This window comes from Micrococcus luteus, assembly GCF_022664405.1.
GTDB classification, from domain to species: domain Bacteria; phylum Actinomycetota; class Actinomycetes; order Actinomycetales; family Micrococcaceae; genus Micrococcus; species Micrococcus luteus.
On sequence record NZ_JAKRLB010000003.1, the window covers coordinates 59,668 to 73,545 of the forward strand.

Consider the following 13,878-nt stretch of genomic DNA (forward strand, 5'->3'; position numbering starts at 1 on the left):
TCAGTGCAGGCCGACGCCCCGCTCGAGGGCGAGGTCCAGCAGCTCCGAGATCAGATCGTCGTAGGACAGGCCCGTCCGCTCCCACATGGCCGGGTACATGCTGATGGGCGTGAAGCCCGGCATGGTGTTGATCTCGTTGACCACCCAGCGCCCGTCCGGGGTGAAGAAGAAGTCGCAGCGGCCGAGGCCGGACCCGTCCACGGCCTCGAAGGCGCGGATCGCCAGGGCGCGCAGTCGCTCGATCTCCTCCTCCGGCAGCTCGGCCGGGCAGGACAGCTGGGTGCTGCCGGTGTCCTGGTACTTCGACTCGAAGTCGTAGAACTGCGTCTCACCCTCGTCGTGGGCCACGACGATCTCCCCCGGCAGCGAGGCGCGCGGGGCGGCGGCGCCGTGCCCGTCGAGGACGGCGCACTCGATCTCGCGGCCGACGATGCCCGCCTCCACCACGACCTTGGGGTCGAAGCGACGGGCCTCCTCGACGGCGGCGCGCAGACCCGCGGGCTCGGTGACGCGGGTGATGCCGAAGGACGAGCCGGCGCGGGCGGGCTTGACGAACAGCGGGTAGGCGAGCGCCCCGGCGCGGGCGAGGGCCGCCTCCGGATCGCGCGCCCAGTCGCGGGCGGTGATGGTCTCCCACGGGCCGACCTCGAGGCCGGCGGCCTGGAAGGCGACCTTCATGAAGTGCTTGTCCATGCCGACCGCGGAGGCGAGCACGCCGCAGCCCACGTAGGGCAGACCCAGCGACTCGAACATGCCCTGGAGAGTGCCGTCCTCGCCCCAGGGGCCGTGCAGCAGCGGGAACACGACGTCCACCGGGCCCAGCGAGGAGCCGTCGGCCGCGGTCAGCTCGACGGTGCCGTCCGGCAGGGCGCGCAGGCTCACCGGGGCCTCGGGCTCCGGCACCTCCGGCAGGACGTCGCCGTCCAGGCGGAACGAGGCCACGTCCAGCTCGTCGTGCGACCACAGGCCGGAGCGGGCCACACCCACCGGCACGACGTCCCAGCGCTGACGGTCGGCCGCGTGCAGCACGCCCGCCGCGGTCACGCAGCTGATGGGGTGCTCGCTCGAGCGCCCGCCGAAGAGCAGGAGCACGCGGGGACGCGCGCCGGCGGCGGCCTCCGGGGCGGGGGTGGCGGTCATGCGGTGCGTCCTTCCGACTTCAGGTCACGGGCGAGCAGCAGCTCGGCGAGGCGGTCCACGGCCACGTCCCCGGCGACCACCCGGTCCATCAGCTCGCTGATGGGCATCTCCACACCGTGGGCGCGGGCGGCGTGCACGATGGCGGAGACGGACTTGATGCCCTCGGCCGTCTGGCTCATGGCGGCCACCGCCTCCTCCGCGCTGAGGCCGGTGCCGATGTGGCGGCCGGCCGTGCGGTTGCGGGAGAGGGGCGAGGCGCACGTGGCCACGAGGTCGCCCAGGCCGGCGAGCCCGGCCATGGTGGCCGGGTCGCCGCCGAGCGCGACGGCCAGCCGGGTGGTCTCGGCCAGGCCCCGGGTGATGACGGAGGCCTTGGAGTTGTCCCCCAGCCCCTGCCCGTCGCAGATGCCCACGGCGAGCGCGATGACGTTCTTCACCACACCGCCGATCTCCACGCCCACGACGTCGGTGTTCGTGTAGGGCCGGAAGGTCCGGCCGGCCGTGAGGGCGGCGATGCGCTCCGCCGTCGCGCGCGAGGCCGAGGCGACCACCGTGGCGGTGGGCTCGCCGCGCGCGATCTCGAGGGCGAGGTTGGGTCCGGAGACCACCGCGAACCGGTCCGGGCTGAGGCCCAGCTCCTCCGCGCAGACCTGCGACATCCGCGCGTCGGTGCCGCGCTCGAGGCCCTTGACGAGGGAGACCACGACGGCGTCCGGGGCCAGGTCGGCGCGCACGGCGTGCAGGGTCTCGCGCACGTGCTGCGCGGGCACGGCCACCACCACGACGCCGGCGCCCCGGACCGCCTCGGCGGCGTCGGTGACGGCGCGCACGCAGGTGGGCAGCGTGATGCCGGGCAGGTACTCGGGGTTCTCGTGTCGCTCGGTGATGGCCTCGGCGACCTCGGCCCGCCGGGACCACATCACGATCTCGGACGCGCGGGCGGGCTCGGGGCTGGTGCTCAGGCCCAGGACGCGGGCGAAGGCCGACCCCCAGCTGCCGGCCCCGAGGACGGCGACGGTGCGCGGATCGCTCATGCCCCGGCCACCCGCGCTCCGGCCGTGGGATCCCAGCGGCCCTCCGGGGCCGGTTCTCCGCGCAGCTCGGCGACCAGGTCGGTGATCGCGCCCATCATGCGGCCGGTGCCCTCGCGCAGGGTCCCCGCCGTCACGGGGCGGTCCCGCAGGTCCGCGAGGTCGACGGGCGCGCCGACCCGGATCCGGGCGGTCTTGCGCGGGAGGACGCGGAGGGAGCGGCCGCCGTACGGCAGCAGCTCCTGGATGCCCCACTGACCGACGGGGATGAGCGGGGCGCCGGTCTGCAGGGCGAGGCGCACGGCCCCGTTGCGCCCGGCCATGGGCCAGCCGTCGGGATCGCGGGTGACGGTGCCCTCCGGGTAGACGATGATCGCCCGGCCCGTGGCGACGGCCTCGCGGGCGGCGGCGAGCGAGCGGCCGCCGTCGCGGGTGCGCTCGACCGGGATCATGCGGGTGGCCTCGAGGACCTGCTTGAGCACGGGCACCTTCCAGAGCTCGGCCTTGGCGAGGAAGGTCGGCAGCAGGCCCTGGTTGTAGACCATGTGGGCCACGGAGAGCGGGTCCACCTCCGAGATGTGGTTGACGGCGAGGATCGCGCCGGTCTCGGGCAGGTGCTCGGTCCCCTCCCACACCTGGCGGACGAGGGCCCGCATCGCCGGTCGCACGATCACCCCCGGGATCACGTAGGGGGCCCGCGCGGTACGCGTCGGACGACCCCCCGCGGCGGCAGGGCTCTGCGCGTCCACGCCGCTCACCGGTCGCGTTCGGTCAGCTCGACGTCGGCGCCGAGGCCCTCGAGCTTCGCCATGAAGTGCTCGTAGCCGCGGTTGATGATCTCCAGGCCCGTCGCCGTGGAGGTGCCCTCGGCGGTGAGGGCGGCGATCAGGTGGGAGAAGCCGCCGCGCAGGTCCGGGATGTCGAACTCGACGCCATGCAGCGGCGTCGGGCCGGAGATCACGGCCGAGTGCAGGAAGTTGCGCTGACCGAAGCGGCACGGCACGGAGCCGAGGCACTCGCGGTGCAGCTGGATGGAGGCGCCCATCCGCACGAGGGCGTCGGTGAAGCCGAAGCGGTTCTCGTACACGGTCTCGTGCACGATGGAGACCCCCTTGGCCTGGGTCAGCGCCACCACGAGGGGCTGCTGCCAGTCGGTCATGAAGCCGGGGTGCACGTCCGTCTCGAGCACGAGCGGGTTGAGATCGCCGCCGGCGTGCCAGAACCGGATGCCGTCGTCGACGACGTCGAACTCGCCGCCGATCTTGCGGTAGGTGTTCAGGAACGCCGTCAGGTCGCGCTGCTCGGCGCCGCGGACGTAGATGTCCCCCCGGGTGGCCAGGGCGGCGGAGGCCCACGAGGCGGACTCGTTGCGGTCGGGCAGCGCGATGTGGTTGTAGCCGCGCATCTCGCTCACGCCCTCGATGCGGATGGTGCGGTCCGTCTGCACGGTGATGATCGCGCCCATCTTCTGCAGGACGGCGATGAGGTCGTGGATCTCCGGCTCGACGGCGGCGCCCTTGAGCTCGGTGATGCCCTCGGCCTTCACAGCGGTCAGCAGCACCTGCTCGGTGGCTCCGACGGAGGGGTACGGCAGCTCGAGCTTGGCGCCGTGCAGGCCCTTGGGGGCGGAGATGGAGATGCCGCCCGGGCGCTTGTCCACGACGGCGCCGAAGTTGCGCAGCACGGCCAGGTGGTAGTCGATCGGGCGGTCGCCGATCTTGCAGCCGCCGAGGTCGGGGATGAAGGCCTCCCCGATCGCGTGCATGAGCGGGCCGCAGAAGAGGATCGGGATGCGCGAGTCGCCGGCGTGGGCGTCGATCTCGGCGGTCAGGGCCGACTTCACCCCGGCCGGGTCCATCGTGATCCGCCCGGTCTCCTTGTCCCACTCCACGGACACGCCGTGGATCTCGAGGAGGGAGCTGACGACGTCCACGTCCTTGATCTCGGGGATGTTCCGGAGCACGGACGGCGAGTTGCCGAGCAGGGCGGCCACCATGGCCTTGGGCACCAGGTTCTTGGCGCCGCGCACGGTCACCTCACCGGTCAGCGGCTTGCCGCCATGGATGGTCAAGAGCTTCGCCATGCGCGTCCTTCCTCAGCGCGGCCGCAGGGCCACGGTCTCGGCCACTCCGCCGGAGCGGGGAGGTCTCTGAACGGGACCGCCCGCCGCGTGCGGCGGGCGGTCCCGGAATCGACTCCCAGCATAGGGCGTCGCCAGGCACGCGCGGCAATGGTGCGCTCCCGGCGCCGGCCGGTCAGCCGGCCGTGCGGGCCGGCAGGGTGGTGGGCTTGTACGCGGGGCGGTCCGCCTCATAGGCATCGATCTCGGCCTGGTGCCCCAGGGTGACGGCGATGTCGTCCAGGCCCTCGAGCAGCCGGCGACGGGTGTCGTCGTCGATCTGGAAGGGGGCGGTCACATCCCCGCACTCGACGGTGCGTGTGACGAGGTCCACGGTGACCGTGGTCCCGGGACGGTTCTCCAGCTCCTTCCAGATGCGTTCGACGTCCTCCTGCTCCACCTGGGCCGCGACGAGCCCCTGCTTGGCGGAGTTGCCGCGGAAGATGTCCGCGAAGCGCGGGGAGATCACGGCGCGGAAGCCGTAGTCCTTGAGCGCCCACACGGCATGTTCGCGCGAGGAGCCGGTGCCGAAGTCGGAGCCCGCCACGAGCACGGTGCCCCCGCTGAACGGCTCGGTGTTCAGGATGAAGTCGGGGTCCTGGCGCCAGCCGGCGAACAGGGCGTCCTCGAAGCCCGTGCGGGAGATCCGCTTGAGGTACACGGCCGGGATGATCTGGTCCGTGTCCACGTTCGAGGCGCGCAGCGGCACGCCGACGCCGGTGTGGGTGGTGAACTTCTCCATGGCTCAGGCCTCCTGGGGGGTGAGGGCGGGCAGGTCGGACGGGCTGGCGAGGCGGCCCAGCACGGCGGTGGCCGCGGCGACCACCGGGGACACCAGGTGGGTGCGCCCGCCCTTGCCCTGCCGGCCCTCGAAGTTGCGGTTGGAGGTGGACGCGCAACGCTCCCCCGGGGAGAGCTGGTCCGGGTTCATGCCCAGGCACATGGAGCATCCGGCGAACCGCCACTCGGCCCCGAAGTCCTCGAACACCCTGTCCAGGCCCTCGTCCATGGCCTGCAGACGCACGCGCGCCGAGCCCGGCACGACCATGACGCGCAGCCCCTCGGCCTTGCGCCGGCCCCGGACGACCTCGGCGAACGCCCGCAGGTCCTCGATGCGGGAGTTGGTGCACGAGCCCATGAACACGGTGTCGACCTCGACCTGCTTCATCGGGGTGCCGGGGGCCAGGTCCATGTAGGACAGCGCCTTGCGGGCCGCCTCCTGGGCCACCGGGTCGGCGAAGTCCTCGGGCGCGGGGACGGTGTCGTTCAGGCTCACACCTTGCCCCGGGTTGGTGCCCCACGTGACGAACGGCTCCAGCGTGTCCGCGTCGATGACCACCTCGGCGTCGAACTCCGCGCCCTCATCCGTGGCGAGGGTGCGCCAGTGCTCGACGGCGGCGTCCCAGTCGGCGCCCTCGGGGGCATGGGGCCGTCCCTTCAGGTAGGCGAGGGTGGTCTCGTCCGGGGCGACCATGCCGGCGCGGGCGCCGGCCTCGATGGACATGTTGCAGATGGTCATCCGGCCCTCCATGGAGAGGTTCCGGATGGCCTCACCGCGGTACTCGAGCACGAAGCCCTGGCCCCCGCCCGTGCCGATCTTCGCGATGACCGCGAGGATGATGTCCTTGGCCGTCACACCCGGGCGCAGCGTGCCGTCCACGGTGACCGCCATGGTCTTGAAGGGCTTCAGCGGCAGGGTCTGGGTGGCCAGGACGTGCTCGACCTCGGAGGTGCCGATGCCGAACGCCAGGGCGCCGAACGCGCCGTGGGTGGAGGTGTGGGAGTCGCCGCAGACCACGGTGAGGCCGGGCTGGGTCAGGCCCAGCTGGGGGCCGACGACGTGGACGATGCCCTGCTCGGCGTCGCCCAACGGGTGCAGGCGCACACCGAACTCGGCGCAGTTGGCCCGCAGGGTCTCGATCTGGGTGCGCGAGGTGGGATCCGCGATCGGCTGGTCGATGTCCAGCGTCGGGGTGTTGTGGTCCTCCGTGGCGATGGTCAGGTCGGGCCGACGCACCGGACGCCCGGCCAGACGCAGCCCCTCGAAGGCCTGCGGGCTCGTCACCTCGTGCACGAGGTGCAGGTCGATGTAGAGCAGGTCGGGGGTGCGGGAGGCGCCCTCGCCCTCGCCGCGCACCACCACGTGCTCGTCCCAGACCTTCTCGGCCAGCGTCCTGGGCCGCGTCGTCGCCGTCGTCATGTGCCGCACCTTCCTGCTCACGCACCTGTCGGTCGTCGCCCGGCGCGGGGCGCCGGTGCTCACGGACCACTGTGGGGCGCGGCGGGGCCGTTCTCGACCGCGCGGCGCGATATTCCATATCGTGAGATTTCGTCTCACATGCCGGACCTGACGCCGGCCGGCCCGGTCACATGCGACGCACACCGACACCCCCGGTCCGTCCGAGCAGTGAGACGACTACGATCACCCCATGACCACCGAGCCCGTGCGCCCGCCCACCGAGGACGACCTCATCGGCCCCTCGCTCCACCGGCATCCCAGCGGCGTCGGCGTGGTGGACAAGTCGGTGGCGATCCTCGACGCGCTCGAGTCCGGCCCGGCCACGCTCGCCCAGCTCGTCACTGCCACCGGGATCGCGCGGCCCACGCTGCACCGGCTCGCGGCCGCCCTCACGCACCACCGCATGGTGGGCAAGGACCTGCAGGGCCGCTACGTGCTGGGCACCCGCCTGGCCGAGCTCGCCTCCGCCGCCGGTGAGGACCGGCTCACCACGGCCTCCGGTCCGGTGCTGCTGTGGCTGCGCGACGCCACGGGAGAGAGCGCCCAGGTGTTCCGTCGGCAGGCGGACTCCCGCGTGTGCGTGGCCAGCGCGGAGCGGCCCTGGGGCCTGCGCGACACCATCCCCGTGGGCGCCCGCATGTCCATGAAGGCCGGCTCCGCCGCGCAGGTGCTCCTGGCCTGGGAGGACCACGAGCGGCTCGTCGAGGGACTGGCCGGCGCCGTGTTCACACCCACCGTCCTCGCGGCGGTGCGGCGGCGCGGCTGGGCCCAGTCCCTGGCCGAGCGCGAGCCCGGGGTCGCCTCGGTGTCCGCACCGGTGCGCGGCCCCAGCGGACGCGTCATCGCGGCGGTCTCGATCTCCGGCCCCCTCGAGCGGCTCTCCCGCCAGCCGGGCCGACTGCACGCGGACGCCGTCGTCTCCGCCGCGACGCGACTCACCGAGCTCATCCGCGCCGGCGAGGCCTGAGGCCCGCCCGCGCCACCGACGGGATGCGCCGCGGAGACACCCCGTTCTTCCCGCGTTCACCCGCGGGGCCTAGCGTCAGCCAGGTCCCCGACCGCCGCCCCCCGCACCACCGAGGAGTCCGCCGTGACCGAGACGACCGCGCCCGCCGCCCCCGCCGAGCAGGAGGCCGCGCCGCGGCTGTCCGTGATCGGCACGGGCTATCTGGGCGCCACACACGCCGCCTGCATGGCCGAGCTGGGCTTCGAGGTCCTCGGCGTGGACGTGGACCCGGCCAAGATCGAGCGCCTGGCCCGCGGCGAGGTGCCCTTCCACGAACCCGGCCTGCCCGAGCTGCTGCGCACCCACGTCGCCTCCGGGCGGCTGCGCTTCACCACCGACGTCGCGGAGGCGGCCCGCTGGGCGGACGTCCACTTCATCGGCGTCGGCACCCCGCAGAAGGTGGGCGAGACCGCGGCGGACCTGAGCTACGTGGACGCCGCCGTCGCCTCCCTCGCCGCGGCGATCGACCGCGACGCGCTGATCGTCGGCAAGTCGACCGTGCCCGTGGGCACCGCGCGTCGCCTGGCCGAGCTCGTGCGCACCGTGCGCGCGGAGGCCGGACTGCCGGGCGAGGTCGAGCTCGCCTGGAACCCCGAGTTCCTCCGGGAGGGCTTCGCCGTGAGGGACACGCTCACCCCGGACCGCCTCGTCATCGGCACGCACGGGCCCCGCGCCGAGGGCATCCTGCGCCGCGTCTACGCGCGGCAGCTCGCGGCCGACACCCCGTGGATCAGCACGGACCTCGAGACGGCCGAGTTGGTGAAGGTGGCCGCCAACGCCTTCCTGGCCACGAAGATCTCGTTCATCAACGCGTTCTCGGAGATCACCGAGAACGTGGGCGGGGACATCGGCACCCTCGCGGACGCGATCGGCCACGACGCGCGGATCGGACGCCGGTTCCTCAACGCGGGCGTGGGCTTCGGGGGCGGCTGCCTGCCCAAGGACATCCGCGCGCTCCAGGCCCGCGTCTCCGAGCTGGGCCTGGACCGGACCATGCGGTTCCTGGCGGAGGTGGACGACATCAACCTGCGCCGCCGTGACCGCGTGGTGGACCTGGCGGTGCAGGTGCTCTCCGCGGCTCGCGACGGCCGGATCCGCCGGGCCGAGGCCTCCGGGCCCGCCCCCACCCCCGCGAGCGTGCAGGTGCTCAACGGCACGCGGATCGCCGTGCTGGGCGTCACGTTCAAGCCGGACTCCGACGACGTCCGGGACTCCCCCGCCCTCGACGTCGCCAACCGTCTCTACACGGCCGGCGCCGACGTCCGGGTGTACGACCCCGAGGGCAACGCCAACGCGGCCGCCCGCTTCCCGCGGCTCGACTACGTGGACTCGCTCGAGGCGGCCGTGGACGGCGCCGAGCTGACCCTGCTGCTGACCGAGTGGCGCCAGTTCCGCGAGATGGATCCGGACGCCGTGGGCGCACGCGTGGCCTCCCGCCTGCTGATCGACGGGCGCAACGTCCTGGACGTCGCCGCGTGGCGCGAGCACGGGTGGGACGTCATCGGCCTCGGCCACCGCTTCGACCCGGAGCGACTCCTCCGCGCGGCCTGACCCGCCCGCGGACCCCGGCCCGGGCGTTCAGCCGGCGAACGGGTCCCAGCCGGACTCGGACAGGGGCCGGTGCCCGGCCGGCGGCCGGGCCCCGGCCGGCACGAGCCGGCCGATCCGCGTGAACCCCCGGGGCAGCTCGGTCTCGGGCCACGCCAGCCCCAGGAGGCCGTAGTCCTCGCCCCCGCCGGTCACGAGCGCCTCCGGGCTGGTCCCGGCCAGGGCGGCCACGCGGCGCAGGGGTGCGGCGGCCTCCGCCAGCCAGGCCTCGTCCAGCCACGGTGCCGGCGCGGGGCCGGCCCCGCCGGTGGCGGCCGCCATGCGGTGCGCGTCCTTGCCCAGGCCGTCGGAGACGTCCATGAGGGTGAGCAGGCCGGCCGTCACCGCGGCGGGCCCGAGGGCCAGCGGCGGGCGGGGTCGCAGCTGGGCGCGGACGGCGCGGGCGAGCTCCCGCGGTGACGGCCGGTCGGCGGCGGGGAGGGCGTCCGCCCGCCGCTCCAGCTCCGCGCGGTCGGTGAGCAGCAGGGTGAGCCCGGCGGCGGCCCACCCCGGCCCCGGGGGCGCGGCGGCCCGGGGACCTCCCGGCACCGCCTGGGCATGGACGAGGTCGGCGCCCTCGGCGAGCACGCGGTCCCGGTCCGCCGCGGCCGGCGTGCGGCACAGCACGCCGCCGGGGTGCGGGTCCCCGAGCACCGTCACCGCGGCGTGGACCCGTCCGCCGGTGCCCAGGTCGCCCCCGGCCACCCGGCAGTCCGGCGCGCCGAGGTGACGCACCGCGCCCACGATGCCCGCGGCGAACGACCGCACCCAGGCGACCGACGTCGTCGGCGGCAGGGTGAGGGCGGTGACGAGCGCGGAGGCGGTCCCGCCCATCGCGTTGACGTCCGAGAGGTTCTGGGCGACGGCCTTCCAGCCGGCGTCGTGGCCGCGGGTGCGGGGGCCGGCGGGCCAGCGGTGCAGGAAGTCCGTGCCCTCCCCCATCGCGTCCGTGGAGATGAGCGTCCCGCGGCGGGGCGCGGGCACGAGGGCGGCGTCGTCGCCCGGGGCGACGGTGCCGGCGGGCCAGTGGCCGTCCCGGGCGGCGGGGGCGAGCCCGGTCAGGACGACCTCCAGCAGCTCGGCCTCTGTGAGGTCGCCGACGGTCGCCCCCGCCGTGGCCGCGGGGTCGCACACCGTCATCGGCGGCCCCGCCGGACCGGGACGCCGGAGGCCCGGGCGAGGGCGTCGCGGAAGGCGTGGAAGCGGTCCACCTCGGCGCGCACCGGGTCGACGACGAGCCGTCGGCCGACGTCGGTGGTCGCCTCCTCGAGGCGGCGGCGCGCGCGGCGTCCCCGCGCCGCGGCGGTCCACCGGGTCAGGGGGATCGCCAGCAGGGCCAGCAGCACGCCGAGCGCGAGGCCGCCGACGAGCAGCAGCGTCGGGAGGGGGAAGCCCTCGACCGTGGGCGCGGGCGGCAGGGGGAACTGCAGGTACCCCGCCAGGGCGAGGACGCCCAGCCAGCCGGCGCCGACGACGGCGGTGAGGAGGGCGAGCCACTGCAGCACGTCCAGCACGGGGTGCCACCAGCTGCCCCGACCGGCCCCGAGGTCGGTGGCGGCGATCGCCTGGTCCACGGCGCCGGGGAGCTCCTCGGCGTGCTCCCGGCCCGCGCGGCGGATGGCGGCGGCCCACGGCTCGGAGGCTCCCGCGCCGGCCGCGGCGGCCAGCGTGCGGACCGCGCCGTCGACGACGGCCCGCTGGGTGCCCGAGCGCTCGGGCAGGGAGGTGCGGTGCAGCGCGGGGTCGCGGGCGACCTCGTCCCGGTCGCGGCGGGGGGCGGCGCTCTCGGGCATCAGGTGCAGGCGCCGCAGGGGGTCCGCGCGGAAGGAGTGCATCCAGCGCAGCACGGGCCAGCTGGTGCGCTTGGCCGAACGCAGCCGGTACGAGCCCTCGACCGCCCGGACGACGGCCGGCACGCCGCCGGCCACGGCCAGCTCGCGCCCGAGCCGCTGCTCGTCCCCGGGCCCGACGCCGGCCGGCTCGCCCTCGCCCGAGGCGGCGGCGAGGTCCGCGGCACGGGCCGCGACGTCCGCGCCCAGGCGCTCGGCGGCCGCGCCGCGCTGGGCGACGATCGCCGCGACCTGCCGGCCGACCTCCTCGAGGCCCTCCCCCGTGCGCGCGGACACGGGCAGCACCCGGACGTCGCCGAGGCCGTGGCCGGAGAGCATCCGGCGCAGCGAGGCCAGCACGACGTCCCGGTCCCGCACCGAGAGCCGGTCCACCTGGTTGAGCAGCACGAGGGTCACGGCCGCGTGCGAGCCCATGGTCGCCAGGAACTCGCGGTGCAGCACGGCGTCCGCGTACTTCTCCGGGTCCACGACCCACACCAGCACGTCCACGTGGCCGGCCAGCCGGGAGGTGATCTCGCGGTTGCCCCGCTCGACCGAGTCGATGTCCGGCAGGTCCAGCAGGATCAGGCCGGTGGCGTCGGCGCCGTCACGGCGGCCGAAGCCGAGGAACCCGGGGCGGCCGTCGTCGAGCACGGGGGCCTCGTCCAGCAGGTGGCGGCGGCGCACGCCGAGCCAGTCGAGCAGGGCGGCCGCGCCGCCGCCCTCGCCGGTGCCGTCGCCGTGCTCCGCGTCCGGGTCCAGCCCCTGTCCCCGGCCCACGCCCCAGACCGCGGCGAGCGGCTCGGACGTGGTGGGCCGGGTGGCGGCCACGCGGGCCAGGTCGCGGCCGGTGAGCGCGTTGAACAGGGAGGACTTGCCGGAGCCCGTCGCCCCGAAGAACCCGACCACGGTGTGCTCCGCGGAGAGTGCCTGGCGCTCCCCGGCCGCGCGCACGACGGCGTCGGCCCCGGCCACGACGTCCTCGGGCAGGCGGCCCGCGGCCAGCTCGGCGGCCTCACCGAGGGCGTCCAGGCGGGGGGCCAGGGCGGGGGTGTCGCGGCGGCTCATCGGGGCTCCTCCCCCGCCTCGGCGGCGGACGGGACGTGCTCGGGCCCGGTCGGGCCGTCGACGCCGGCGGCCACCCCTCGGCGCAACACCGGCACGAGGGCGCGCAGCTCCTCGGTGGCCTGCGGCTCGCGCTCGAGGTGGAGCAGCGGCAGGAAGCGGTCCGCGAGCACGGTCTCGAGGAAGGCCCGCACGCGGTGCTCGAGCAGCTCATCGGCACGCCGGGCCATGCGGCGCACGGCGTCCTCGCCGAAGATCGACTCGAGCAGCTTCTGCCCGACGACGGCGGCGCCGCCGGCGATGCCGACCTCGATGCCCGCGAGTCCGCCGGTGGAGGCGAACGAGATGATCATGAGGGCCACGGCCGCGCCGTTCACGCCGGTGGCCGCCAGGCGGGCGCGCGTGCGCTTGCCCGCGCCCTCCTCCTGGACCAGTGCCAAGACGTCCGACTGCCAGTCCCGCACGACGTCGGCCGCCCGCGCCGACGTGTCCGGCGCCAGGGCGCCCAGGTCGCGCCCGGCCACGAGGGCCCGGCCCGCCGGCTCGGACGCCCAACGCCGCTCGATCTGCTCGGCGGCCGCGGCAGCCGCCTCGACCATCACGGCGTGCAGGCCGGTCTCGAGCGCGGTCTCGACCTCTTCGGGCGGGGCCGGGCGCCCGCGCACCAGGGCGCCGAGGCGGTCCCGCAGCCGGCCGATCGTGGTCTCGACGCCGCGGAAGAACTCCCCCGTGCCGACGAAGTCCTGCCAGCGGGAGAGCACCTCGCCGCGCAGCAGCGTGCCGTCCGAGGTGGCCTCACGGACCCGGCCGACGGCCTGGTCCGTGGAGTCCCCCACGATCCGGGCGAGCAGGTCCGCGGCATGCCGCTGCTCCTCCTCGGCGCGGGCCAGGTCGGCGACGCGGGCGGCCAGCTGGCCCAGCACGCCGTCCACGGTCCGGCGGGCGACAGCGCCGCGCGCCTGGGCGTCGGCGGCGAGGGTCTCGAGCCAGGCGCGCAGGCCCGCGACGTGCTCCTGCGGGAGCAGACCGCGCTCGTCGAAGCGGGTCTCGGGGATCACGTGGATCCGGGCGTCGGCGAGGCCGCGCTCGGTGAGCATGCGCCGCAGGTCCGGGGTGATGTCCTCCGCCGCGCCCTCGGGCACGCGGCCGAGCACGACGGCCACGGTGATGTCGCGGGCGGCGGCCTCGTCCAGCAGCTGCCAGGGCACGGCGTCGGCGTAGCGGTGCGCCGTCGTCGTGAAGATCCACAGGTCGGCGGCTTCGAGGAGCTGCCGGGCCAGCGCGCGGTTCTGGTCCGCCACGGAGTCGATGTCCGGGGCGTCCACGAGGGCGATGCCTGACGGCAGTGCGGGCTCGGCCACGAGCGCGACCGTGTCCATCGCGGACTGGTCGGGTTCGACGGGGCCGGCGGCCGCGTCGCGGTGCACGCTGACGCGGGCGAGGTCGGGCAGCACCCGCGGGCCCGTGAACCAGTGGGCGTCGGCGGGGTTGTGCAGCAGCAGAGGCTGCCGCGTGGTGGGCCGCAGGGCGGAGGAGCGGGAGACCTCATGGCCGACGAGCGCGTTCACCAGCGTGGACTTGCCCGCACCGGTGGAGCCGCCGACGACGGCCAGCAGCGGCGCGTCGAGCGAGTCGAGGCGGGGCAGCACGTAGTCGTCGATCTGGTGCAGGGTGCGCTCGCGCTCGGCGCGGTCCTGCCCCGCAGTGACGGTCTCGAACGGCAGCTCGAGCGCGGCGAGGTGCTCGCGCACGCGGCGGACGGCCGTGTCGACACCGAGGTCTGGGGCGTTCTGATCCGTGTGTGGCACGTGGGCCATCGTCTCACGGCGCGCGCCGACCGCCCATCCCGCCGGCCCGGCGGA

Annotated in this window: 11 protein-coding genes; 2 read left to right on the forward strand and 9 right to left on the reverse strand. The window is 75.3% G+C overall.

Going from position 1 to position 13,878, the window contains the following annotated elements:
• From MF605_RS01980 to leuC, 6 genes are all read right to left on the reverse strand, one after another.
• The gene (locus MF605_RS01980) at positions 1-1,140 is read right to left on the reverse strand and encodes a D-alanine--D-alanine ligase family protein (protein ID WP_134416635.1); all 1,140 of its coding nucleotides are present in this window, start codon (positions 1,138-1,140) and stop codon (positions 1-3) included.
• Positions 1,137-2,174: an NAD(P)H-dependent glycerol-3-phosphate dehydrogenase gene (locus tag MF605_RS01985; RefSeq protein WP_036312916.1), complete on the reverse strand. Its 1,038-nt coding sequence runs from the start codon at positions 2,172-2,174 to the stop codon at positions 1,137-1,139. The genes MF605_RS01980 and MF605_RS01985 overlap by 4 nt, the downstream gene beginning before the upstream one ends.
• On the reverse strand, positions 2,171-2,845 hold the full coding sequence (locus MF605_RS01990) for a lysophospholipid acyltransferase family protein (RefSeq protein WP_036313115.1): 675 nt from the start codon (positions 2,843-2,845) through the stop codon (positions 2,171-2,173). The genes MF605_RS01985 and MF605_RS01990 overlap by 4 nt, the downstream gene beginning before the upstream one ends.
• Positions 2,846-2,925: 80 nt before the next feature.
• On the reverse strand, positions 2,926-4,254 hold the full coding sequence (murA, locus tag MF605_RS01995) for a UDP-N-acetylglucosamine 1-carboxyvinyltransferase (protein WP_002856412.1): 1,329 nt from the start codon (positions 4,252-4,254) through the stop codon (positions 2,926-2,928).
• A gap of 172 nt (positions 4,255-4,426) precedes the next feature.
• Complete coding sequence (leuD, locus tag MF605_RS02000; RefSeq protein ID WP_010078962.1) at positions 4,427-5,032, reverse strand: 3-isopropylmalate dehydratase small subunit; 606 nt, start codon at positions 5,030-5,032, stop codon at positions 4,427-4,429.
• A 3-nt stretch (positions 5,033-5,035) separates the two neighbouring features.
• The gene (gene leuC / locus MF605_RS02005) at positions 5,036-6,490 is read right to left on the reverse strand and encodes a 3-isopropylmalate dehydratase large subunit (protein WP_134416633.1); all 1,455 of its coding nucleotides are present in this window, start codon (positions 6,488-6,490) and stop codon (positions 5,036-5,038) included.
• A 229-nt stretch (positions 6,491-6,719) separates the two neighbouring features.
• Between leuC and MF605_RS02010 the strand changes: the two genes are divergently transcribed.
• Together MF605_RS02010 and MF605_RS02015 are read left to right on the forward strand one after the other, a co-directional pair.
• A complete protein-coding gene (locus MF605_RS02010) occupies positions 6,720-7,496 on the forward strand; it encodes an IclR family transcriptional regulator (RefSeq protein WP_002856418.1) in 777 nt (258 codons plus the stop codon).
• 123 nt (positions 7,497-7,619) lie between these two features.
• Positions 7,620-9,086: a UDP-glucose dehydrogenase family protein gene (locus MF605_RS02015; protein WP_134416631.1), complete on the forward strand. Its 1,467-nt coding sequence runs from the start codon at positions 7,620-7,622 to the stop codon at positions 9,084-9,086.
• Positions 9,087-9,113: 27 nt separating this feature from the next.
• Here the strand turns inward: MF605_RS02015 and MF605_RS02020 are convergent, their stop codons facing one another.
• Genes MF605_RS02020 through MF605_RS02030 form a run of 3 tightly spaced genes read right to left on the reverse strand, consistent with a single transcriptional unit; the run spans position 9,114 to position 13,824 of the window.
• Complete coding sequence (locus MF605_RS02020) at positions 9,114-10,262, reverse strand: thiamine-phosphate kinase (protein WP_134416629.1); 1,149 nt, start codon at positions 10,260-10,262, stop codon at positions 9,114-9,116.
• Positions 10,259-12,019 (reverse strand): GTPase, encoded by a 1,761-nt coding sequence (locus MF605_RS02025; RefSeq protein WP_036312928.1) that lies wholly within the window; start codon positions 12,017-12,019, stop codon positions 10,259-10,261. The genes MF605_RS02020 and MF605_RS02025 overlap by 4 nt, the downstream gene beginning before the upstream one ends.
• On the reverse strand, positions 12,016-13,824 hold the full coding sequence (locus MF605_RS02030; RefSeq protein WP_134416627.1) for a dynamin family protein: 1,809 nt from the start codon (positions 13,822-13,824) through the stop codon (positions 12,016-12,018). The genes MF605_RS02025 and MF605_RS02030 overlap by 4 nt, the downstream gene beginning before the upstream one ends.
• Between the last annotated feature and the right edge of the window lie 54 nt (positions 13,825-13,878).